Origin of the sequence: Synechococcus sp. A15-127, from assembly GCF_014280215.1 — a bacterium.
Classification (GTDB): domain Bacteria; phylum Cyanobacteriota; class Cyanobacteriia; order PCC-6307; family Cyanobiaceae; genus Parasynechococcus.
Genome location: NZ_CP047948.1, coordinates 2195523 through 2218542 on the forward strand (window position 1 = coordinate 2195523; position 23020 = coordinate 2218542).

Here is a 23020-nt window from a genome sequence, read left to right on the forward strand (position 1 = left end):
GGTTCTTCCTCATGTCCGACTCCACCCAATCCCGTTTCGGTTTCGTCAACTTCGCTGAAACCTGGAACGGCCGCCTGGCCATGCTCGGCTTCGTCATCGGCCTCGGCACCGAGCTGCTGACCGGCCAGGGCATCCTGTCCCAGGTAGGCCTCGGCTGATCCCTTCAGGGCTTCACAAAACCCCGCCGATCCTCGGTGGGGTTTTTTGTTGTCATTGTCTGGATGTCCACACCATGGTTCACAGTGGACTGAATCACAACGGCTGACATTGGCACCGCTCTACGTTCAGAACCGCCGCGATGGATCGAGGCTCCTGAGCAGTGCCCTTGTGATCTTCTTCATCTCCTTGACCCAGCTGCATCAACCATGGGGTGCATTCGTGGCCATGGTGAGTGGGTTGGTCTGTCTCTACTGGGGTCTCGCCTACCGCCGCCTTGAGCGCTGATCGGATTCCGACCTATTCGGTCGGTGAACTGAATGCCGCCGTCGGCAGCCTGCTGGAACGCGGATTCGCCCCCCGCTTCCTGGTCGAGGCAAGCGTCTCGAGACCGCAGCTGAAAAAGGGGCATCTGTGGCTCACCCTGACCGACGGTGAAGCGAGCATCACCGCTGTGGTCTGGGCCTCCCGCCTCAAGCAGCTGAGCCATCATCCGCAGGACGGTGACGGCGTCACCGTGGTGGGCAAGCTCAATTTCTGGATCGCCCGCGCCAGCCTGTCTGTGCAGGTGCTGGACATCAGGCCCAGCCTCACCACCGTGCTGCGTCAGTTTGAGCAGGTGCGTGACCGGCTGCTCGAAGAAGGGGTGATCGATCCTGCCCGTCGACGCCCATTGCCGCTGCGACCTGCCGTGGTGGTCATTCTCACCAGCGTGCCCAGTTCCGCGCTGGCGGACATGCTGCGAACGGCACGGGAACGCTGGCCGATGACCCGGCTGCTGCTGGTGCCGATTCCCGTTCAGGGAGCGGTGGCTGAACGCATTCGTGGCGTGCTGTCCGCACTCACGATGCGTCACGAACACCTGCAACTGGAAGCTCTAGTGCTCGCCAGGGGCGGAGGCAGTCGCGAGGATCTTGCGGTGTTCGACGACGAAGGGCTCTGCAGGGATCTGGCGGTCTTTCCAGTGCCGGTGATCACCGGCCTCGGCCACGAGGATGACCTCACGGTGGCCGATCTAGTCGCCGATCACCGCGCCGCCACCCCCACCGCCGCCATCGTGGCGCTGCTGCCGGATCGCCAGACGGTGGAACGGGACCTGCAGCGGAGACGAGAGCGGCTGCGTGATCTGCCGAGCTGGCGGCTGGCCCGTGAGCGTCAGCGGCTGCAGGATCGGCGGCGGCGGCTGGAGCAGCAGGCACCGACAGCCCGCCTGCCACGCCTGCGCCAGGAGCTGCAGCAGAAACGGCTTCTGCTGCAGGCACTTTCGCCTGAACGATGGCTGCAGCGTGGACTGGCCCTGGTGAACGACGCATGCGGAGCCGCGGTCACCGGCATCAGCGATGTGCAACCCGGTGACAGGCTGACTGTGCAGCTCCGTGATGGTCTGCTCGACACCAGGGTGGATGCCATCCGCCCCGCTTCCGACGCATCGACTCCATGAACGACAGCGAGTCCCTTCAGGACCGGATCAATGACTGGCGAAAGGACGCCTCCGGACTCAGCTACGAGGAAGCACTGCAGGCCTTGGATCTGATCCTGGCCGAGCTGCAGGATGACGCCGTTCCGATGGCGGAGCTGCAACGGCATGTGCTGCATGGACAGGTCTATCTCGACCATTGCGAGAGCCTGTTGAAGACAATGGAAGAAGCGGTGGTTCAGCTCGACCCCGACTCCCTGGAGCCCTCAGACGATGCGTAAGGTTCTGCCCTGGATCTATCTGGCCCTGGCCTTGCTCGGAGCTGTGCTCCCCTGGCGAGCCAATCTGGAGTTCATCGCTGAAAGCGGTGGTCAGGCCTTTGATCTGCCGCGTTTCATCGCCGACGCCTCCAGCACAGCCGCCGCCCGCTCACTGAGCTCAGACCTGCTGATCGGCGCTTCGGCCGTGAGCCTCTGGATCTGCACCGAAGGCCCACGGCTGAAGATCCGCGCCTGGTGGGTGGCGATCCTGGTGAGCTTCAGCGTGTCATTCGCCTGTGGGGCCCCCCTGTTTCTGTTTCTACGGGAGCGCCACCTGCTGGCTCAGGAGTCGGAACCGGCATCCTGAGCCGTTACATCGATGGTGACCTCACTGGCTGGGACCGATGGACCAGCCCCTGACATCCCATCAAGCGGGGTTCCGCAGACGCTGCAGACGCTGGATCCCCCGAAGTTCACCGCTCCACAGGCCGAACAGGTCACCATGCGCGACTGAAGAATCTTCCAGCCGATCCAGCCCAGCCCCGTCAGCAGGAACGGCAGAACCAACAGGATGAGCAGCAATCCGCCAGCCAGATCCAACAGCAGGCGCCCTGCGGCCGTTGGCAGAAGCAGCAACAGCACGATGGCCAGCCAGACCAAGGGGGAGGGGCGCGTCATGATCACTTGCTGGCTCCTTGCTTCAGCATCGCAGCCGTTGCCGTGGATTCAAGATGCTTCGCAGGGCGGATTTCCCTTACAAGCGCGTGGATCGTGCGCTCGCCAGTTCAACACTCAAACACTGGCCAAAGTAATGAATCACACCGATCAACCAGACCCACAAGGTCAACACCATCACACCACCAATCACGCCATAAGCCTGAAAACGATTGCCGAGAGAAATGATGCTCAAGCTGAAGGCACTGTTGAGAACATTCAACGCCACACCCACCAGCAGAGCCCCTGGAATCAACGGTTTCCAGGGAACACGACGACTGGGAAGAACCCGTTGAAGCAGAAGAGCTAACAACGACAGCCACAGCGTCGGCACGATGACATGTCCGACATTCAGAAATGGAATCGTCCTCAGCACGACCACAGCATCGGGCCACATGGACAACAACGATGCCATCAGGCTTTCAGGAATCCTGCCGAGATTGAAAACAATCTGCTCCAGAACAATCAATGACGCCGCCAAAACAACGATCAGGAAGGCTTCCAGACGCCCCCGCACGAAGTCAATCGCCTGAGTTTTCAGAGGCACAACAGTTGTTGCCTGCGGCAGAAACTCCTCCCAGAGCCGGTCCGCTCCCCGCTGCAGCGTGAGATAAGCATTGCTGGAAGCCAGCACCAACAGGGCAACGCCGAACAAACCGGCTCCAAACCCCTGTGCCACGAGACCGAGCAGCGTTGACTCAACAACACCCACAGCCGAAGGGGGCAGCAGCGGCGTGATCGCATCGATCACCTGATCCATGCCACTGGTGCTTCCGAAGACTTTCGCGGCCACCGCCAGGGCGATCAACAAAAGAGGAAAGATCGACTGCAGAGTGAAGTATGCGAAAGCAGCACTGAGGTCCACACAATCACACTGAGACCAGCGCAGTCCGGCATGCCAGAGCCTGCGACTCATCCAACGGATTCGAGACACAAGCCTGGCCACGGCTTCGCCATCACTGCCGAAACGCTACAACGGCAAGCAGGATGTTTCAGACAAAGCGTCTAGGCACAAAAAAACCACCTCGAGAATAGGTGGTTTCTTCGTATGAAATGTTTTACCTGGCATCGAGCTATTTTCTCAGGGGGCTACCCCCCAAATATCGTCGCCGCTGATGCGTTTCACAACCGAGTTCGAGATGGATCGGAGTGGTTCCACACCGCTATGGACACCAGGATAGTTAAACATTCTCATGGGTTTTGAACCCTGAGAACTGCATAGGATCTGCAACTTTCGTTGCGCGTCTGAATCAAACAAAGTCTGTCTTTCAGGCAAGAACCAAGAAGTTGGTCAAGCCCTCGGTCTATTAGTACTCCTCCGCTGCATCCATTACTGGACTTCCACGTAGAGCCTATCAACGGGTGTTCTGCCCGTGACCTTACTGGGTTACCCCATGGGAACACTCATCTTGAGGTGGGCTTCCCACTTAGATGCTTTCAGCGGTTATCCACTCCGCACATGGCTACCCAGCGTTTACCGTTGGCACGATAACTGGTACACCAGAGGTGCGTTCCTCCCGGTCCTCTCGTACTAGGGAGAAATCCTCTCAATGTTCCTACGCGTACACCGGATATGGACCGAACTGTCTCACGACGTTCTGAACCCAGCTCGCGTACCGCTTTAATGGGCGAACAGCCCAACCCTTGGGACCGACTTCAGCCCCAGGTTGCGATGAGCCGACATCGAGGTGCCAAACCTCCCCGTCGATGTGAACTCTTGGGGGAGATCAGCCTGTTATCCCTAGAGTAACTTTTATCCGTTGAGCGACGGCCCTTCCACTCAGAACCGTCGGATCACTAAAGCCGACTTTCGTCCCTGTTCGACTTGTTGGTCTCACAGTCAAGCTCCCTTCTGCTTTTGCACTCGTCAGCTGATTTCCAACCAGCCTGAGGGAACCTTTGCGCGCCTCCGTTACCTTTTAGGAGGCGACCGCCCCAGTCAAACTGCCCACCTGATACTGTCCGCTCCCCGGATAACGGGTGAACGTTAGAACCCTAGCTCTGAAAGAGTGGTATCTCACCAGTGACTAACTCATACCCACAAGCATGAGATCAACGTCTCCCACCTATCCTGCGCATTCAGAGCCCGGGCACAATACCAAGCTACAGTAAAGCTTCATAGGGTCTTTCTGTCCAGGTGTACGTAGTCCGCATCTTCACAGACAATTCTATTTCGCCGAGCCTCTCTCCGAGACAGCGCCCTGATCGTTACGCCTTTCGTGCGGGTCGGAACTTACCCGACAAGGAATTTCGCTACCTTAGGACCGTTATAGTTACGGCCGCCGTTCACCGGGGCTTCAGTCGCCAGCTTCGCTTACGCTGACCGGCTTCCTTAACCTTCCGGCACTGGGCAGGCGTCAGCCCCCATACATCGTCTTGCGACTTAGCGGAGACCTGTGTTTTTGGTAAACAGTCGCCAGGGCCTCTTCACTGCGACCACCTTGCGGTGGCACCCCTTCTCCCGAAGTTACGGGGCCATTTTGCCGAGTTCCTTAGAGAGAGTTACCTCGCGCACCTCGGTATTCTCTACCACCCCACCTGTGTCGGTTTCGGGTACTGGCAGTTATGCCTTAACGGGTATAGAGCTTTTCTTGGAAGCATGACGTCACCAACTTCGCTGCCGTAGCAGCTCGTACTCACGCCTCAGCTCGGAACGTTTTCTCCGCTCCTCAACGCCTCGAACGCTTGAACCAGTAACCAACATCTGGCTTGGCTAGCCTTCTCCGTCCCTCTTCCCAAAACATAACCGGTACAGGAATGTTGACCTGTTATCCATCGACTACGCCTTTCGGCCTCGCCTTAGGTCCAGACTAACCCTCCGCGGACGAGCCTGCCGGAGGAACCCTTAGGGTTTCGGTGCATGGGATTCTCACCCATGTTTTCGCTACTCAAGCCGACATTCTCACTTCTATGCAGTCCACGTCCGCTCACGCTAACGCTTCGCCCCACATAGAACGCTCCCCTACCATAAATCCGCAGCTTCGGTACAACACTTAGCCCCGTTCATTTTCGGCGCAGGATCGCTCGACCAGTGAGCTATTACGCACTCCTTTGAGGATGGCTGCTTCTAGGCAAACCTCCTGGTTGTCTATGCAATCCCACCTCCTTTATCACTTAGTGTTGATTTGGGGACCTTAGCTGGCGGTCTGGGCTGTTTCCCTCTTGACCATGGAGCTTATCCCCCACAGTCTGACTGCCTGACTACACACAGGGTATTCAGAGTTCATCTCGATTTGGTACCGCTCTCGCAGCCCGCACCGAAATGGTGGCTTTACCCCCCTGCTGGAGCATCAGACGCTACGCCTCAACGTATTTCGGGGAGAACCAGCTAGCTCCGGGTTCGATTGGCATTTCACCCCTAACCACAGCTCATCCGCTGACTTTTCAACGTCAGTCGGTTCGGACCTCCACTTGGTATCACCCAAGCTTCATCCTGGCCATGGTTAGATCACCCGGGTTCGGGTCTATAAACACTGACAAACGCCCTATTCAGACTCGCTTTCGCTATGGCTCCACCATTTCCGGTTTAACCCGCCAGTGCCTATAAGTCGCCGGCTCATTCTTCAACAGGCACACGGTCACCCTATGAGTAGGGCTCCCATTGCTTGTAGGCTCACGGTTTCATGTTCTATTTCACTCCCCTCCCGGGGTTCTTTTCACCTTTCCCTCGCGGTACTGTTTCGCTATCGGTCACACAGGAGTACTTAGCCTTACGAGGTGGTCCTCGCGGATTCACACGGAATTTCACGTGCTCCGTGCTACTCGGGATACAGCTAGGTCAGTTCAGTTTTCAGGTACGGGGCTTTCACCCTCTGTGGCGTGTCATTCAAACACTTCTCCTAACATTCCTGATCCACGTTGCTGTCCCACAACCCCGATGCTCGAAAGCATCGGTTTAGGCTCTTCCCCGTTCGCTCGCCGCTACTGAGGGAGTCGTTTTTACTTTCCTTTCCTCCAGCTACTAAGATGTTTCAGTTCGCTGGGTTGGCTCGCGCCAGCCTATGGATTCAGCTGGCCGTACTAGGGGTTGCCCCATTCGGAAATTCCCGGATCAAAGCGTGCTTCCAGCTCCCCGAGACTTATCGCAGGTAACCACGTCCTTCATCGCCTCTGTGTGCCAAGGTATCCACCGTGAGCCCTTTGTAGCTTGACCAATTAACCTCTAAAACGCTTACCGTTGTTGAGACGGATTCTTCTGTTTTCAACTTCAGTTTTCACTGAAACTGAAAATAAAATCAAACTCCTCGTCGCTCGACACGACAAGAAGAACATTTTAGAGTCTCGGCTCTTGCTCAAAAGAATTTTCATTGCTCTGGTTCTAGGCATCCTTTCGGATACTCAGACTCAAAACAATGCATCCATGAGATGCTTTGTTTTTTCCAGACTTCACCTATGCAGTTGTCAAGGTTCTGCCAGACTCCAAATCAAATCATTGATTGCTCAATAACTTGAATTGAGCCCAGCATCTTATCAACCAAATCATGAGTTCTCACTCATCCTTGGAATGACAGGAAGCTGGGGTCATCCAGCGGACATCATCCAAATCACACCTCGCATTTCGAGTCATTTCCCGTTACACGGAAAATGGAGATTGAGTTCGGTCAGTGGAGGTTAGGAGACTCGAACTCCTGACATCCTGCTTGCAAAGCAGGCGCTCTACCAACTGAGCTAAACCCCCAACACCGAATGGGCCATCCTGGACTTGAACCAGGGACCTCACCCTTATCAGGGGTGCGCTCTAACCACCTGAGCTAATGGCCCAGGAAAAAAAACTCAACCCTTGTGGGGTGTGACCTAGACAAAGTTTAGGAACTGATCATCTCCATAACTCAAATCAACATTGCTGCTGATCCAGTTACTTCAACGCTGAGGTACCGATCGACCTAAGGTGACAGGATTTCGGCCTAAGAATAAAAATACTCAGGCATCAAAATCGTTGTTTGTCTCCCTGTTAGGAGGTGATCCATCCGCACCTTCCGGTACGGATACCTTGTTACGACTTCACCCCAGTCATCAGCCCCACCTTCGACGTCCTCCTCCACAAGGGTTGGAGTAACGGCTTCGGGCGTGGCCAACTTCCATGGTGTGACGGGCGGTGTGTACAAGGCCCGGGAACGTATTCACCGCAGTATGCTGACCTGCGATTACTAGCGATTCCTCCTTCACGTAGGCGAGTTGCAGCCTACGATCTGAACTGAGCCACGGTTTATGGGATTTGCTTGTCCTCGCGAACTTGCTGCCCTTTGTCCGTAGCATTGTAGTACGTGTGTAGCCCAGGATGTAAGGGGCATGATGACTTGACGTCATCCACACCTTCCTCCGGTTTATCACCGGCGGTCTCTCTAGAGTGCCCAACTAAATGCTGGCAACTAAAGACGTGGGTTGCGCTCGTTGCGGGACTTAACCCAACATCTCACGACACGAGCTGACGACAGCCATGCACCACCTGTCACTGCGTTCCCGAAGGCACCCTCTCGTTTCCAAGAGGTTCGCAGGATGTCAAACCCTGGTAAGGTTCTTCGCGTTGCATCGAATTAAACCACATACTCCACCGCTTGTGCGGGCCCCCGTCAATTCCTTTGAGTTTCACACTTGCGTGCGTACTCCCCAGGCGGAACACTTAACGCGTTGGCTACGACACCGAGGGGGTCGATTCCCCCGACACCTAGTGTTCATCGTTTACGGCCAGGACTACAGGGGTATCTAATCCCTTTCGCTCCCCTGGCTTTCGTCCATGAGCGTCAGTTATGGCCCAGCAGAGCGCCTTCGCCACTGGTGTTCTTCCCGATATCTACGCATTTCACCGCTACACCGGGAATTCCCTCTGCCCCTACCACACTCAAGCCCAACAGTTTCCACTGCCATGATGGAGTTAAGCTCCACGTTTTAACAGCAGACTTTCTGGGCCGCCTGCGGACGCTTTACGCCCAATAATTCCGGATAACGCTTGCCACTCCCGTATTACCGCGGCTGCTGGCACGGAATTAGCCGTGGCTTATTCATCAAGTACCGTCAGATCTTCTTCCTTGATAAAAGAGGTTTACAGCCCAGAGGCCTTCATCCCTCACGCGGCGTTGCTCCGTCAGGCTTTCGCCCATTGCGGAAAATTCCCCACTGCTGCCTCCCGTAGGAGTCTGGGCCGTGTCTCAGTCCCAGTGTGGCTGATCATCCTCTCAGACCAGCTACTGATCGATGCCTTGGTGAGCCTTTACCTACACCAACTAGCTAATCAGACGCGAGCTCATCCTCAGGCGAAATTCATTTCACCTCGCGGCATATGGGGTATTAGCAGCCGTTTCCAGCTGTTATCCCCCTCCTGAGGGCAGATTCTCACGCGTTACTCACCCGTCCGCCACTAACCCGAAGGTTCGTTCGACTTGCATGTGTTAAGCACGCCGCCAGCGTTCATCCTGAGCCAGGATCAAACTCTCCGTTGTAGTTCATGTCCTCTTACAACTCAAATAATTGCTTACCTGAATCGCTCAACATGATTGCGTCACCCATTACTCAGCAATTGCCGGCAACAGTTGAGGCCTCCTTCCCGCTGACACAGAAAGGGTTCTTAAGAGTGCATCTCTAGATTTCTCTATTAATGACTTTCCAGGATCTCAGATCCGGTTGTTGCTCCACATTGCGCACACCGGCAACCGCAAGGCTCGTGAAAACCTCGCCATTGCAAGCACAATGCTTCTCTGCAACACGTTTGTTCTTTTGACGGGACCTCACACCTTCATCGCTTCTTCATTCAAATGCTCATCTCACCTTGCGGCTCAATACTCATCTGAACGCGATGAAAGCGTCAGTTCCTAAACTTTTCAATTGTCCAGGTTCGATCAACTATCCTCTCCTCCCTTTCAGAAGGTGGGTGTTGATCAACGCGGTCTCGCGACCGCTTCTGAAACTTACAACACCGTGGGATCTCTCCCTTTCCGGCCTCGTAAGCACCTGCAGACACTCGGAAACACTCGCTTCCTCCGCAGGCTTGCGCACTCGCCTCTCGGCTCCTGCGCAAGACAAAACCATAACACCCCTCGTTGCCCCGATGCAATAACGAGCTTCAGGGCAGCAGCAGTGCCTCTCCCCAGGGCAGCAGCTGAGCCAGCTGAGACCAGGAACCGGCTGCCAGCATCGGGAAACTGGCCTGCGCCAGACCCTGACCAGGGACAAGCTGGCCGGGGTCTGCGTCCAGCCAGCGGATCGGGCAGCCCAGCTCCTCAAGCACCAGCCAGGCAGCGGCGAGATCCCAGATCTTTGGAGTGGCCTCCAGTGCCGCAACGGTCTGCCCCATGCCGACACTGAGAAGGTTGAGGCTGGCGACCCCAAGCAGACGCAGCTTTCCCGGGAACGGTTTCTGCGGGCAGCGCTGGAGCACGCGGATCGAACGACTGCAGAGGGAGACGCAGGCACTGGTGACCGTGGTGCGGGTCAGGGCCGTCAGCGGCTCACCGTTCCGCCAGACACCGCAGCCTCGGATCGCAACGATGCGCTGGCCCATCGCTGGAATGTCCAGGAAGGCCTCGACGGGACGCCCTGCAGAGAAGCGGGCGACGGAAATCGCCCAGTAAGGGATTCCAGCCGCGAAATTGGTGGTTCCATCCAAGGGATCGACGACCCAGTAAGCCGGCGAATCAGGCACCACCTGAGAGCCTTCCTCACTGAGAACCCCCTCACCGGGAGTGATCCTGTTCAAGCCATCCACCAGGGCTGCATCGCTCCAGCGATCGCAGGCGGTGATCAACGTGCCGTCAGGCTTCACATCCGAACCGATGTGACCGAAGTCCTGTCGTTGCCGCTCGGCAACACGATCCAGCAACTGATGGATGCTGCTGAGCTGATCCGCCTGGAGCAGCGTGCTCACCAGAGGCCCCGCACCGGGGACGCCTCAGGATCAGCGCTCCCAGACCCTGCAGCCGTGGAAGCCAGAGCAGGACAGGCGGCCTTCAGCGGTGTCGGTTCGATCGGGATGACCAGGCGACCTGAATCGGGCTTCGAGGAAGGAAGGTTGGACTCAGGGCAGGCGATCAGAGCATCCAGTCCGGTTCGACGCCGCAGCTCGGCGAGGCTGGTGTTGTACTCCCGGATGGCCTGGGCATAACGGATCTCAGCGTTGGTGAGATCCCTCTGGTTGTCCACCACTTCACGCTGGGTGCTCACACCGGCCTGCACCCTGAGCTGCGACAGACGCAGCGATTCACGCGATGACAGCACTTCGCTGGAGGTGGTCTGGATGTTCTGAATCGCCGTTCTCAGACCGATGAAGCTGTCCTCCACCTCCAGACGGATCTGATCGCGGGTCGCCGCCAGATTGAAAGCGCTTTCCTCGGCCGCCTGCTTGAAACGACGGTATGCGGCACGGGCACGTCCACCGTCATAAAGGCGCCAGGTCGCCGTGAGTGCGGAGCTGTTCTGGACACCCCAGGTGTAATCGTCCATGTCGATGGACCCGAGCGAGTCCAAGCCGGTCTGGCCTTGATTTCGGAAACTGGTGGTGGTGTTCACGAAGCTGAGCACCGGCTGGACGGCCGCCAGCGAGGCATTGGCCTGACTGTTATTGATCGAGATGTCCAGGATCAGGCGATCCAGCTCTTCGCGGAAGTTGTAGGCGGCCACGATGCTTTCCTGAAGCGTGGGCTCCCAGAGCCCGAGAGGTCGGGCCGGCGTCGCCGCGGTGGGGGTGATGTCCTGAGGGAGATCGAGTAGCGCCGCCAGGTTGCGACGGGTGAAGTCCTGGGTTCCGAGGCGATCGGTGAGGAGATTGCGATCACGGGCCAGCTGCGTCTCCGCTTCGAGCACCTCAAGCTTCGTGTTGACCCCGGCGTTGTAGCGGGCCCTGGCATCGCGGAGGCTGACCAGCGAAGCACGCACCGAGTCCTGTCCGATACGGACGCCTTCGTCGGATTCCTGAAGTCGGAAATAGGCCGTGGCTGCATCCAGGCGAAGATCACGCAAAGCGATCAGATAGCTGTCTCTTGCCTGCTCATAGCGATCGCGGGCAGCGGCGATGTCCGGCACTCGGGAAGGATTGATGATGTCCCAGCGAACCCGCAGGTTCGCATCAGCGCGCCATTCGCGCCCGTAGCGCTGGGGTTCGCCGCGACGTTCCCGTGCCGGACGGATCACCTCTCCGGTGAGCGGATTGGTCACCGCGGGAATCGTGGTCGACGGAACGAAGTCGGGGTTCCGGTAGGTGTAGGACTTGAAGTACTCCGGCAGGCCGTTAGCGGAGAAATCAACAGTGGGATACCAGGAGGCAATCGTCGCCCGAAGGGCCGACTTGGCCTGATCCACCTGACTGGCGGCCGCCTTCAGCCTGGGGCTGTTGACTTCAGCGAGCTCGAGGGCATTTTCGAGAGTGATCGGGCGCAGCTCATGGATGCTGACCTGATCGGTCTGATCGGGAAGCGCCAGGCTGGGAGGCGCTTGCAGGGGTTGCAGATCCGCCGGCAGTGACGTGGCAGCCGGTTGGATCTCCGATGGATCAGCCTTCGGTCGTGCTCCCTTCAGCGTGATCGCGTCCGGAAGCGTTGATTGATCGACGAGATAATCGGCGGATCTCTCTTCACTCGCCTTGTCCTGACCGAAGGCAGGGAGTGCAACTGTGACCAGCATGCCCGCAATGAGAACACGACCTGCGGAAATCCGATGCACAGCGGTCAATACTCTCGCCGGAGCTTAGGAAGATTCGCCTGAGGGGCCGAGAACGGAGGCCACGATGTCAGCCGCCCCCTCCACAACGCGCACCGGAACAGGCAGGGCTGCACGCAGGGTGTCCAGATCCATGTCGTCGAGGAAGACAGGCTGCCCCTGACGAAGCATCACGGACGGCAACAGCAACTCCTCACCCAGGTCACGCCCCTGCAGACCATCGATCAGATCCCGGCCGGTCAGCAATCCCGTCACCACCTGATCCTGACCCCAGTACGGACTGGGTAATCCGTGCAGCAGCAGGCTGACACCGTCGACTCCGTTCAGTCGATCGGTCACAGGTTTGAGCGCCTGCTCGACGATGCGGCCCACCACCCAGCTGCAGCGACGGGGATGCGGCACCCTCTCGGGCAGAGCGGTCGTGGCCTGATCCAGGGCCTCCAGAAAGGCGCGGATGCTGCCGACTCCATTCTCCTGCTGGGGAAGATCCTCGTAGTCACCCCGGGACGGAAGCGGCAGCCCGGCGATCAGATACCACTCATCGGACAACCAGGTGAAACGCGTCCCCAGCTCTGTCCTGTACTGACCCTGCCGAGCTTCCACCCGAGCGATCACATCCCTCGCAGAGGCGGGGTCCACCGGCACCAGGCCGTCATCGGCAGGACGGAAACGAGTGAGACCGACCGGCACGACCGCTGCGGAGAGCACGGCAGGCCACTCACCGCCAGCGAAACGGGACAGATCACTCAGGGTGCGGTCCAGAGCCGCTCCATCATTCAGGCCAGGACAGACCACCACCTGGGCGTGAATCTGCAGATCCCGCTCGGCGAACCAGGCCAGCTGATCCAGCAGCAGACCCGCCCGAGGATTGTCCAGAAGACGGGCTCGCAGTTCCGGTTCCGTGGCATGCACGGACACATAGAGCGGCGAAAGACGCTGCGCTTCGATCCGCTGCCAGTCCGCCTCGGTGAGATTGGTCAGGGTGAGGTAGGAGCCATAGAGAAAACTGAGCCTGAAATCGTCGTCCTTTAAGTAGAGAGAGCCGCGCCGCCCCGGTGGTTGCTGATCGATGAAGCAGAACGGACAGCCGTTGTTGCACTGACGCAACCCATCGAAGAGGGCTTCGGTGAATCCAAGCCCGAGGCCGTCGTCGGCATCCTTCTCCAACTCCACTCGGTGCAGCTCACCCGAGGAGTCACGCACCTCGAGATGGAGCTCCTCCTCGACGCAGAGGTAGCGGTAATCAATCAGGTCTCTCGGCCGCACACCGTTGATGCTGAGCAGTTGATCACCGGGTTCGAAGCCGAGCTCCTCCCCAATCGAGCCGGGCTCGACGGAATCCACCACCGCCGGCTGGGGCTGGCGGGAGACGGAATCCGGATCAAGGGCCGAGACCGCGATCCCGGCGGAGGGCTCATTCCACAAGGAGCTGGGAGCGTTTCCTTCAGTGTGCGCCGTAAATGGACCACCAGACCAGCAGCACAACGCCGAACACAAGCCGGTAAGCCACGAAGATCCAGGTGCTGTGTCGCTGGAGAAACTTCAGCAGCCAGTCAATCGCCAGCCAGGACACGATCGTGGCGGAGACGATGCCGAGCAGCAGCGGCAGAGGGCCGGCCTCTCCCGTCGCGGCAAAGGCATCCTTGAGCTCCACAAGACCGGCGATCGTGATCGCCGGAACCCCCAGCAAAAATGAGAAGCGGGCGGCATCGGAACGTTGCCAGCCATCGAAGAGCGAGGCGGTGAGGGTGCTGCCGGAACGGGACACCCCGGGAATCAGGGCCAGCACCTGTGCCAGACCCACCACCACTCCATCGCGACCGGAGACCTCACCCAGCTGTTTGCGGCGTGGACCGATCCGTTCAGCCAGGGCCAGGAGCAGTGCCATGACAATGGAGACGATTGCGATCGAAGGAACACTGCGCAGCGGTGAGTTCTCGTAGCCCTCATCCCAGAACAGCTTGATCGCCAGACCCACCGCAAGGATCGGGATCGTGCCCAGTGCCATCGCGATCCCAAGCCGGGCTTCCGGCTCCCACCACTGACCATGCCGGACGGCCCTGGCGATGCCCTTCAGGACGCCGGCGAGATCCTCCCGGAAATAGGCGATCACCGCCACGATGCTGCCCAGCTGGATCGCGGCGGTGACCGACACGCCCGGATCGCCCCAGCCCAGCATCACCGGCACCACCTTGAGGTGAGCCGTGCTGCTGATGGGCAGAAATTCCGTGAGGCCTTGAACGATTCCAAGCACCAGATCGCGCCAGCAGGCCTCGAGCAACCCCAAAGGAGCAGCCGGATCGGTCATGACGGAATCGCAGACGGGGTGACGTTATGTCCGACGCAAGCTCTGAAAATGTCTTCTAAGGTTTCGTGACTTTCTTCACAGACGACGGGGACGGATCTTGATCGGAGGCACCTGGCAAAACACAGCCTCCGACAGAACCGCCGTCGTTCCTGCGACGCAGCGGATCGCGGCCTTGATGGTGGTGCTGCCTGTGTTTCTGCAGGCCCCCTGGGTGCGTCTGCATCCCTTCTCAGCCGTGCTGTTCACCGGCGTGCTGCTGGCCATCGGCATCCCGCTGCAGCACGGTCGGCAGGGCCGGAGTGCCGACATCGGTGCCCTGCTGGTGGGCTTCAGCGGCAGCTGGCTGGCGGGCTGCCTCTTCTGGGGCTGGCTCCGCTCCCATCCCGTTCTTCATCTGCCCATCGAGGCCTTCGCCCTGCCCCTGGCCATCACCGGGCTGAACAGCCGCTGGCATCTCGCATCCGGCTTCTACCTCGCCTCCCTGCTCGGCACCGCCTGCACGGACCTGACCATGGCGATCACCGGAGTCATGCCCTTCTGGCCAGCTGTTGTTTCAGCTCCCCTTGATCTGGCACCAGCCCTTCTTCACGAAGCCGGCATGCAGCTGATGCATCCGCTGCCATTGACCGTTCTCTCTCTGGCGGCGATCACGGTGCTCCTGCTCGGCCGCTGGATGCATCGGAAATCCCAGAGCACGGTGCCGGACTCGGAAACCTGGTCCATGGCTGCCGCTGTGCTCACCACAACCCTCTGGGTGGACGGACTGTTCCTGCTCGCCGCTGTGCTTCAACCGGGCATGAGCGGACTGATCGAGTGAAACGAACTGCAAAACCTGCCGGGAGCAAACGGATCGGCAAGGAATCCGACTTGTAGTCTTCCCGGACCGGCTCTGCCGGATGAACCGTTCCGAATTTCTCCGGAGTGTTGTGATGAAGCGGCTGCTGAGCTGGCTGACCGGCCTTGTGGTGATGGCAGGCCTGATCGCCGGGTTGACCCTTCCGGCGAGCGTCCATGCCGAAGACGACCTGCTCGAGAAGTATTCGGGCAGCGTGATCCGCAACGTGGCGGACGACAAGATCGCTGAGCGAGAGGGGAAGGTGGACCTCAACAACTCTTCCGTGCGTCGCTTCCAGCAGTTCCCCGGCATGTATCCGACCATGGCCGGCAAGATCGTGCTGGGTGGCCCTTACAGCGACGTCGATGAAGTGCTCAATCTGGATCTGAGCGAGCGACAGCGGGAACTGTTCGCCAAGTACCGCGACAACTTCACGGTCACTCCTCCGTCCATCGCCCTGAACGAGGGTGATGACCGGATCAACGACGGTCAGTACCGCTGATCCCGCTGAAGGGCGAGACTTTCCCCCAGGACACCGTCGGCTGACCCGGCGGTTTTTTTTGCCTGTCCGATGGTGCATCCCCGACGCGTCGATCCCATCTCACCCGGTCCCTGGGATGTGGTGGTGATCGGGGCCGGCGCGGCCGGTCTGATGAGCTGCCTGGAACTGCCGCAGGGCCTGTCGGTGCTGCTGCTCAACCGCAACACCGGACGACGCTCCTCAAGCCGATGGGCACAGGGGGGCATCGCGGCGGTGACCCGGCCGGAGGACAGTGCTCTCTGTCATGGCGAGGACACGCTGCGGGCAGGAGCAGGGCTCTGCGACGGTGATGCCGTGCGGCTGCTGGTGGATCAGGCACCGGGGTGCGTCGAGCGGCTTCAGCAGCTCGGCATGGCCTTCGACCGAGCTGGTGGTGCACTGGCCACCACGCTGGAGGCGGCCCACAGCCATCGCCGGGTGCTGCATGTGCAGGACCGCACAGGGCGTGCCCTGGTGGATGTGCTGCGCGAGCAGGTGGAGCAGCGCCAGGGGTTGGAGCATCGCCGCGGCGTTCGGGTCACCCAGCTGCTGGTGGAGAACGGTCGCTGCTGCGGCATCCAGGTGCTGGACGGTCATCAGCTGCACTGGATCCGTTGCCGCGCCGTCGTGCTTGCCAGCGGAGGCGGTGGTCACCTGTTCGCCAACACCACCAACCCGGCCCAGGCCTGCGGCGAAGGCATCGCCCTGGCCTGGCAGGCAGGAGCGGCGGTGGAGGATCTGGAGTTCGTGCAGTTCCACCCCACCGCTCTGCGCCTGGACGATGCCCCCTGCTTCCTGATCTCGGAAGCGGTGCGGGGGGAAGGCGGCGTCCTGCTGGACGCCGAGGGAGGCAGCCCGGTGGCCGACCTGGCGCAACGGGATCTGGCCCCGCGGGATCAGGTGAGTCGCGCCCTCGTGCATGCCATGCAGCGCCAGAACGTCCAGCAGATGTGGCTCGACTTCTCGGCAATCCCCCAGCAGCAGGCCGAGGCACGGTTTCCGACGATCCTGGATCGCTGTGGTGAATACGGCCTGAATCCCCTGGAACGTCCGATCCCCGTGGCACCCGCTGCCCACTACTGGATGGGAGGCGTGGCCACGGATCTGCTGGCCGCCACCGACCTCCCCGGCCTCTACGCCGTGGGCGAAGTGGCCTGCACCGGCGTGCATGGCGCCAACCGGCTGGCCAGCAACTCGTTGATGGAATGTCTGGTGTTCGCCGGACGCATGGCCTCGATCGAACTCGGCCCAGTCCCGGGACCTCAGGCCGCTCCCCATCTGGACCGCTGCGCCACCGACCTGGACCACGCTGAAACCAGCGCTGGACTGATGGATCAGATCGAACAGCTGCGTCAGCTCTGCTGGCGACAGGCGGGGGTGGACCGCAGCGTCAGAGGCATGGAGACGGCCCTGGCCGAGCTGAAGCGGCAGCGGCACTGGCTCGATCATCAACCCCTGCTTCAGCAGCTGCACACGCTCTCAGGCGATCAGGCCCTCGCCCTGGAAGACAGCAGCCGCCGCGATCTGAATCTGCTCCTGGATGTCAGCCACCGTCTGCTGGCCAGCCGTCTGCTGCTGGAGGCCTGCCTGTTCCGACGCGAAAGCCGCGGTGGCCATTTCCGCACCGATGCGCCTCGGCCACTGCCCCAGTGGCAGCGGCATTCCCGTCAGTCCCGGGCGCTGGGAATCCGCACCCGGGACGTGCGGCCATGAGGCGGGATCAGAACTCCCTGGCCCCCTTGTAGCCACTGAGATCGGCAAGGGTCTCCAGAGGCTTCACGCCGGAATCGATGCTGCCGTTGATCTCCCAGCTGGGGAATCCCTGCAGACCTTTGCTCTTGCAGAGATCAACCTGGTTGTTCTGGCCATCGGGAGCACACTCCACCACCTTGAGCGTCTTGGCGGCTTCCTTGCCGAACAGCTCCTTCTGTTCATGACAGTGAGGACACCAGTAAGCGGAATACATCACGGCTCCAGCGGCGGTGAGGTGCTCTGCCAGGGCCTGCTTGGACGGGTTGCTGACCGTGGTGACCAGCGGTGGTGTTCCCGGGCCACCGCTGGAAACCGCCTCCGGACGCTCGGGATCGAGCACCGATGCCCAGATCAGGCCACCGAGCAGAACAGCCAGGGCCAGCAGGATGCCGCGGAACAGCAGCTGACCAGGTTCCTCCCAGCCACCACCCACAATGCTGAGCACCATCAGCAGCAGCGAGAGCACGGCCGAAAGAACGCAGAAGAAACAGAAGGCCTGGATCTTCAGCACCATCAGGCCCAGAAGCACCAGGCTGAACACCGCCATTCCTACGGACACGGCGAACAACCCCCACCAGGTGCGGCGGGACAGATCCGCTTTGTTCTCCTGCAGACCAGGCAACAGCGGCAGCAAGGCCATCAGCAGCACAGTGCCGTAGGCCAGAACACCGATCAACGACAGCGGGATGCCATCAGCCACCGTGCCCCAGGGGCTGTTGAGCACCTTGTCGCAGCCGTCTGCCCCCATCGGGCAGGTGAGATCACCGATCACCCCCCAGCGCTTGAGGGTGATGGAGCCGGTGTCGATCAGACCGACGGTGGCCAGCACCGCCATGGCAATCCGGGCCCACTTTGCTCCAGGGTCCTGGCGGCGGCGGCTGACGAGACGGGTGGTTCCCATCCATGAACTTCAGGTGGTTGAAGTTTGACAGTTCCGCCGGGAAGGGGCCTCTCCGTAGGCTGAAGAGCGGCCCTGCGGCGCAGTGATGACGAGAACCTCCCGGAAACCGACCGTCGCCTTCGCGCATCTGGGTTGCGAAAAGAACAGGGTCGACACCGAACACATGCTGGGGCTGCTGACCAACGCCGGTTACGGCGTGAGCGCCGATGAAGACGATGCGGCCGTCGTGGTGGTGAACACCTGCAGCTTCATCCAGGACGCCCGGGAGGAGTCGGTGCGCACCCTGGTGACCCTCGCGGAACAGGGCAAGGAGCTGATCATCGCCGGCTGCCTCGCCCAGCATTTTCAGGACGAACTTCTGGAATCGATCCCGGAGGCGAAGGCGATCGTCGGCACCGGCGACTACCAGCACATCGTTGAGGTGCTGCAGCGGGTGGAGGCGGGCGAGCGGGTGAACCGTGTGAGCGCAGTCCCGAGCTTCGTCGGGGATGAGCACCTGCCGCGGCTGCGCACCACCGACCAGTCCGTGGCTTATCTGAAAGTGGCCGAAGGCTGCGATTACCGCTGCGCCTTCTGCATCATCCCCAAGCTGCGAGGAGACCAACGCAGCCGGCCGATCGAATCGATCGTCGCCGAAGCGCACCAACTGGCGGAGCAGGGCGTGCAGGAACTGATCCTGATCAGTCAGATCACCACCAACTACGGCCTGGATCTCTATGGCAAGCCGAAGCTGGCGGAGTTGCTGCGGGCCCTGGGAGAGGTGGAGATTCCCTGGATCCGGGTGCATTACGCCTATCCCACCGGGCTGACGCCGAAGGTGCTGGCGGCCTACCGCGAGGTGGCCAATATGCTGCCCTATCTGGACCTACCGCTGCAGCACAGCCACCCGGAGGTGCTGCGGGCGATGAACCGCCCCTGGCAGGCGGATGTGAACGACCGGCTGCTGGATCAGATCCGCGAACAGCTGCCGGATGCGGTGCTGCGCACCACCTTGATCGTTGGCTTCCCAGGCGAGACCGAAGAGCACTTCCAGCATCTGATGGCCTTTCTGGAGCGTCAGCGCTTCGACCACGTCGGGGTGTTCACCTTCTCGCCGGAGGACGGAACCGCAGCAGCGGATCTGGCAGACCGCGTGGATCCGGACGTGGCCCAGGCTCGCAAGGATGCCCTCATGGCCCTGCAACAGCCGATTTCCGAGGAACGCAACCAACGCTGGGTCGGTCGCACGGTGGATGTCCTGATCGAACAGCACAACCCGGAGACCGGCGCGATGGTCGGACGCTGCTCCCGCTTCGCACCGGAGGTGGACGGCGAGGTGCAGGTGCTTCCCCGTGAAGACGGACGCCAGGCCCGGCCGGGATCGATGGTGCCGGTGCTGATCACAGGCGCCGACATCTACGACCTGAACGGACAGATCGTGGGAGCCCGGGCGATGGTGGCGGCAGCAAGAGCCGACGCTTGACCGCTCCTCCCCTGCGGCTGGAACAGCAGCGAAGCCTTTTCCTCGTCGCCTCCGGCGTGAGCACTGCCGGGTCATTCGCCGGCATCACCGCGAAGGGCTGGATCCTGATGCACGGCAGTGCTGAACCGCTGGTGCTGGCTCTGAATTTCGCGGCTCTTTCGCTGCCAACCCTTGCGATCAGCGGACCCGCCGGCGTGCTCACCGACCGCATCGGTTGCGAACGGGTGCTGGTGCGCTCGCAGTGGGCGCTGCTGGCAGCGGCAGCCCTGGGGGCCCTTGCGATCCCGCTGCTGGATGGCAGAGCCCAGGTGCTGCTGCTCCTCGGCAGCACCCTGCTGGTGGGAATCGCCGGTGCCTACGAACAGACAGCCCGCAACAAGTACTGCTCGCTGCTGGTGAATGATCCCGGGGAGCTGGGGAGCTATCTGGCCAGCTTCTCGGTGGTGTTCAACGTGGGAAAACTGGTGGGTCCGCCGATCGGCGGCCTGCTGGTGGCCGCGACCGGTCCGGCCTGGGCACTGGGCATCGACGCCACAAGCTATCTGCTGCCGATTGCCAGCGTGATGTTTCTGCTCCGGCCCAGGCGTGACCAGGAACAGCGCAGCGCCCCGGGTGAACGGGCCAGCCTCAGCAATGCCTGGCAGGACTGCGGATCCACACTTCGCGGTGTCTTAAGCCTGACCGCCGTGCTCTGTCTGGTGAATTTCTTCCATCCCGGACTCGCACCCCTGATTGCGGCGCGCGTGCTCGGTCCTTCGCCCCAGGACCTCGGCTTGTTCACCAGCGTGCTGGCTGCCGGCAGCATCGCCGGCGGTGTGGTGCTGCAGCGCAACAGTGACCGTTTCTGCCGCCGTCCTTTTCTGACTCTGGGAAGCTTCGGACTGGTCACCTCGATCGCCCAGCTAGGCATGGCCCGGTCTCCGGGAGTCGCGTTCAGCCTGGCGATGGCCTTCCTGATCGGAGCAGGCACGGCAGGGTTGCTGAGCAGCTGCAACCTGATCAGCCAGATCGGTTCGCCCCAGGTGATGCGGGGCCGCATGGCCGGACTGAGTCAGATCGCCTTTCTCGGCGGGGGTGGGTTGAGCGGGCTGCTGGCGGCCGCCCTTGTGATGGTGACGGATCTGCCGACCACCTTTGCGATCAGCGGCGGGATCGGTACCGCTCTTGCACTGCTCTGGATTCAGCGCCGCTCCGACCAGCGGCTGGAACCGCTCAGATCAGCTTGATCCCCTTCAGAAGCTTGGTGAGCACAAAAGCAACGGCCAGACCGGTTCCGACCAGACCGAGATAGATGGCAATGCCCATGTGCAAGTAAGGAGCTGACCACCATTAGATCAGAGATTGGACGGGGCCCTCGGCATTGCGCTTAGGGTTCGTTAACGAACGCGTGTCACCGGATCACCGTTGACCCTCGACCGGGCCGACCGGATCTTTCCCCTATCCGTCCGACGCCATGCGCACCCTCTTCATCTATCCCGAGTTCCCGAAAACCTTCTGGAGCTACGAAAAGATTCTGGAGCTGGTGAACCGAAAGGTACTACTCCCTCCGCTTGGGATGGTGACGGTGGCGGCCCTGCTTCCCCAGCAGTGGGAGATGAAATTGGTCGACCGCAACGTCCGCGAAGTCACGGATGCGGAATGGGACTGGGCGGAACTGGTGATTATCTCCGGGATGATCGTTCAGAAGGACGACATGGCCGTGCAGATCGGCCGCGCCAAGCAGCGCGGCTTGCCTGTGGCCGTCGGCGGGCCATTCGCCAGCTCCACCCCGGACGCACCCGAAATAGACGAAGCGGATTTCAAGATCCTCGATGAGGGCGAAATCACCCTGCCTCTATTCCTTGAGGCACTCGAGCGGGGTGAAACCAGCGGCCGCTTCACCTCAGACGGTGACAAGCCGGATGTGACGGCAACGCCAATTCCCCGCTTTGATCTGCTGCAGCTCGACGCCTACGACTCCATGAGCGTGCAGTTCTCCCGGGGCTGTCCCTTCAACTGCGAGTTCTGCGACATCATCGTTCTCTACGGCCGCAAACCGCGGACCAAGACGCCTGAGCAGCTGGTGGCAGAGCTTCAGTCGCTCCACGACCTGGGCTGGCGTCGTTCCATCTTCCTGGTGGACGACAACTTCATCGGCAACAAGCGCAACGCCAAGTTGCTGTTGCCCGAGATCCGCACCTGGCAGGAGGAGCGTGGTTATCCCTTCAGCTTCGCGACGGAAGCTTCCGTGGACCTTGCCGATGACGATGAAATGATGCGAATGATGCACGACGCGCGCTTCGAAAGCGTGTTCCTCGGCATCGAAACGCCGGATGAGTCGAGCCTCGAAACCGCCCGCAAGGTGCAGAACACGCGGAATCCACTGGATGCGGCTGTGGATCGGATCACCGCTAACGGGATCCGTGTGATGGCCGGATTCATCATCGGTTTCGACGGTGAGAAGGATGGTGCCGGCCACCGCATCGTTGATTTCGTGACCCGCACCGGCATTCCCGCCGCGATGATGGGAATGCTGCAGGCCCTGCCGAAAACAGCCCTGTGGGCCCGTCTGGAAAAGGAAGGTCGCCTGATCCAGGGCGAAGAAGCCGCCAAGGGCGTGAACCAGACCAACCTGCTCAACTTCAAGCCCACCCGACCGATCCGGGACATCGCCAACGAGTACGTCGAAGCGTTCTGCGCCCTGTATGAGCCCAATGCCTATATGGACCGGGTTTACAGCTACTACCTGAAGATGGGAGCTCCCCGCTGGAAGGCCGCCCCCAAACTCCCCACCTGGACAGACCTCCGTGCGCTCAGCATCGTGATCTGGCGCCAGGGCATCAAGCGGGACACCCGCGGACGCTTCTGGAAGTACATGCTGGGCATGGCCCGCCAGAATCCTGCCCTGCTGGAACAGTTCCTGGTGGTGCTAGCCCACAACGAGCACTTCCTCGAGTACCGCTCGATCGTGCAGCGTGAAATCCGCGAGCAGCTGGAGTCGCTGCCTCCCGAAGAGCCCAGCACGACCAGGTCACTGCAAACGGTCTGAGCCGGCATCCGACCCGCGGATC

At 60.7% G+C, this 23020-nt stretch carries 19 protein-coding genes, 2 tRNA genes and 3 rRNA genes; 11 read left to right on the forward strand and 13 right to left on the reverse strand.

Annotated features, from left to right (window positions below; all coding sequences use genetic code 11):
- Window positions 1-11 precede the first annotated feature (11 nt).
- The 5 genes from SynA15127_RS11710 to SynA15127_RS11730 all read left to right on the forward strand — a co-directional run bounded on the left by SynA15127_RS11710 (window position 12) and on the right by SynA15127_RS11730 (window position 2200).
- Window positions 12-158 carry a chlorophyll a/b-binding protein gene (locus SynA15127_RS11710; RefSeq protein ID WP_186484253.1) on the forward strand — a complete coding sequence of 49 codons (147 nt, stop codon included), beginning with the start codon at window positions 12-14 and terminating at the stop codon, window positions 156-158.
- A gap of 109 nt (window positions 159-267) precedes the next feature.
- The gene (locus SynA15127_RS11715) at window positions 268-444 is read left to right on the forward strand and encodes a hypothetical protein (protein ID WP_186484254.1); all 177 of its coding nucleotides are present in this window, start codon (window positions 268-270) and stop codon (window positions 442-444) included.
- Window positions 434-1597, forward strand: coding sequence for an exodeoxyribonuclease VII large subunit (gene xseA / locus SynA15127_RS11720; RefSeq protein WP_186484255.1), 1164 nt, complete (start codon window positions 434-436; stop codon window positions 1595-1597). The genes SynA15127_RS11715 and xseA overlap by 11 nt, the downstream gene beginning before the upstream one ends.
- Window positions 1594-1854 carry an exodeoxyribonuclease VII small subunit gene (gene xseB / locus SynA15127_RS11725; RefSeq protein ID WP_186484256.1) on the forward strand — a complete coding sequence of 87 codons (261 nt, stop codon included), beginning with the start codon at window positions 1594-1596 and terminating at the stop codon, window positions 1852-1854. The genes xseA and xseB overlap by 4 nt, the downstream gene beginning before the upstream one ends.
- Entirely contained in the window at window positions 1847-2200 is a 354-nt protein-coding gene (locus tag SynA15127_RS11730) for a DUF2834 domain-containing protein (protein ID WP_043693052.1), read from the forward strand. Before xseB ends, SynA15127_RS11730 begins: the two co-directional genes overlap by 8 nt.
- Here SynA15127_RS11730 and SynA15127_RS11735 read toward each other — a convergent pair.
- From SynA15127_RS11735 to SynA15127_RS11785, 11 genes are all read right to left on the reverse strand, one after another.
- Window positions 2176-2511 (reverse strand): zinc finger Ran-binding domain-containing protein, encoded by a 336-nt coding sequence (locus tag SynA15127_RS11735; protein ID WP_186484257.1) that lies wholly within the window; start codon window positions 2509-2511, stop codon window positions 2176-2178. The genes SynA15127_RS11730 and SynA15127_RS11735 overlap by 25 nt on opposite strands.
- Window positions 2512-2587: 76 nt before the next feature.
- The gene (locus SynA15127_RS11740; protein WP_186484258.1) at window positions 2588-3463 is read right to left on the reverse strand and encodes a YihY/virulence factor BrkB family protein; all 876 of its coding nucleotides are present in this window, start codon (window positions 3461-3463) and stop codon (window positions 2588-2590) included.
- Window positions 3464-3607: 144 nt separating this feature from the next.
- Window positions 3608-3724, reverse strand: a 5S ribosomal RNA gene (rrf, locus tag SynA15127_RS11745).
- Between the two features lie 110 nt (window positions 3725-3834).
- Window positions 3835-6700 (reverse strand): 23S ribosomal RNA (locus SynA15127_RS11750).
- Window positions 6701-7152: 452 nt separating this feature from the next.
- Window positions 7153-7225, reverse strand: a tRNA-Ala gene (locus SynA15127_RS11755).
- Between the two features lie 9 nt (window positions 7226-7234).
- Window positions 7235-7308 (reverse strand) — tRNA-Ile (locus SynA15127_RS11760).
- A 190-nt stretch (window positions 7309-7498) separates the two neighbouring features.
- A 16S ribosomal RNA gene (locus tag SynA15127_RS11765) occupies window positions 7499-8984 on the reverse strand.
- Together the 16S, 23S and 5S rRNA genes with 2 tRNA genes alongside form the textbook arrangement of a ribosomal RNA operon.
- A gap of 620 nt (window positions 8985-9604) precedes the next feature.
- Window positions 9605-10405 (reverse strand): inositol monophosphatase family protein, encoded by an 801-nt coding sequence (locus tag SynA15127_RS11770; RefSeq protein ID WP_370593998.1) that lies wholly within the window; start codon window positions 10403-10405, stop codon window positions 9605-9607.
- Complete coding sequence (locus SynA15127_RS11775; protein WP_186484259.1) at window positions 10402-12156, reverse strand: TolC family protein; 1755 nt, start codon at window positions 12154-12156, stop codon at window positions 10402-10404. The genes SynA15127_RS11770 and SynA15127_RS11775 overlap by 4 nt, the downstream gene beginning before the upstream one ends.
- A 63-nt stretch (window positions 12157-12219) precedes the next feature.
- Window positions 12220-13617 carry a TIGR03279 family radical SAM protein gene (locus SynA15127_RS11780; protein WP_186484260.1) on the reverse strand — a complete coding sequence of 466 codons (1398 nt, stop codon included), beginning with the start codon at window positions 13615-13617 and terminating at the stop codon, window positions 12220-12222.
- A 19-nt stretch (window positions 13618-13636) separates the two neighbouring features.
- Window positions 13637-14500, reverse strand: a complete 864-nt coding sequence (locus SynA15127_RS11785; protein WP_186484261.1) for an undecaprenyl-diphosphate phosphatase — start codon at window positions 14498-14500, stop codon at window positions 13637-13639.
- A gap of 97 nt (window positions 14501-14597) precedes the next feature.
- Between SynA15127_RS11785 and SynA15127_RS11790 the strand changes: the two genes are divergently transcribed.
- From SynA15127_RS11790 to nadB, 3 genes are all read left to right on the forward strand, one after another.
- The gene (locus SynA15127_RS11790) at window positions 14598-15317 is read left to right on the forward strand and encodes a DUF3120 domain-containing protein (protein ID WP_255475496.1); all 720 of its coding nucleotides are present in this window, start codon (window positions 14598-14600) and stop codon (window positions 15315-15317) included.
- A 112-nt stretch (window positions 15318-15429) separates the two neighbouring features.
- Window positions 15430-15837, forward strand: a complete 408-nt coding sequence (psbU, locus tag SynA15127_RS11795) for a photosystem II complex extrinsic protein PsbU (protein WP_043693076.1) — start codon at window positions 15430-15432, stop codon at window positions 15835-15837.
- Between the two features lie 69 nt (window positions 15838-15906).
- Window positions 15907-17568 (forward strand): L-aspartate oxidase, encoded by a 1662-nt coding sequence (nadB, locus tag SynA15127_RS11800; RefSeq protein WP_186484262.1) that lies wholly within the window; start codon window positions 15907-15909, stop codon window positions 17566-17568.
- 7 nt (window positions 17569-17575) lie between these two features.
- Here the strand turns inward: nadB and SynA15127_RS11805 are convergent, their stop codons facing one another.
- Complete coding sequence (locus tag SynA15127_RS11805) at window positions 17576-18508, reverse strand: vitamin K epoxide reductase family protein (RefSeq protein WP_186484263.1); 933 nt, start codon at window positions 18506-18508, stop codon at window positions 17576-17578.
- Window positions 18509-18593: 85 nt separating this feature from the next.
- Between SynA15127_RS11805 and rimO the strand changes: the two genes are divergently transcribed.
- Together rimO and SynA15127_RS11815 are read left to right on the forward strand one after the other, a co-directional pair.
- Entirely contained in the window at window positions 18594-19970 is a 1377-nt protein-coding gene (gene rimO / locus SynA15127_RS11810) for a 30S ribosomal protein S12 methylthiotransferase RimO (protein WP_186484264.1), read from the forward strand.
- Window positions 19967-21196, forward strand: a complete 1230-nt coding sequence (locus tag SynA15127_RS11815) for an MFS transporter (protein ID WP_186484265.1) — start codon at window positions 19967-19969, stop codon at window positions 21194-21196. The genes rimO and SynA15127_RS11815 overlap by 4 nt, the downstream gene beginning before the upstream one ends.
- On the opposite strand, the gene SynA15127_RS11820 is transcribed toward SynA15127_RS11815, so the two are convergent.
- Window positions 21183-21275: a hypothetical protein gene (locus SynA15127_RS11820; RefSeq protein WP_043693092.1), complete on the reverse strand. Its 93-nt coding sequence runs from the start codon at window positions 21273-21275 to the stop codon at window positions 21183-21185. The genes SynA15127_RS11815 and SynA15127_RS11820 overlap by 14 nt on opposite strands.
- A gap of 148 nt (window positions 21276-21423) precedes the next feature.
- On the opposite strand from SynA15127_RS11820, the gene SynA15127_RS11825 reads away from it, so the two are divergent.
- On the forward strand, window positions 21424-22998 hold the full coding sequence (locus SynA15127_RS11825) for a B12-binding domain-containing radical SAM protein (RefSeq protein ID WP_186484266.1): 1575 nt from the start codon (window positions 21424-21426) through the stop codon (window positions 22996-22998).
- Window positions 22999-23020 lie beyond the last annotated feature (22 nt).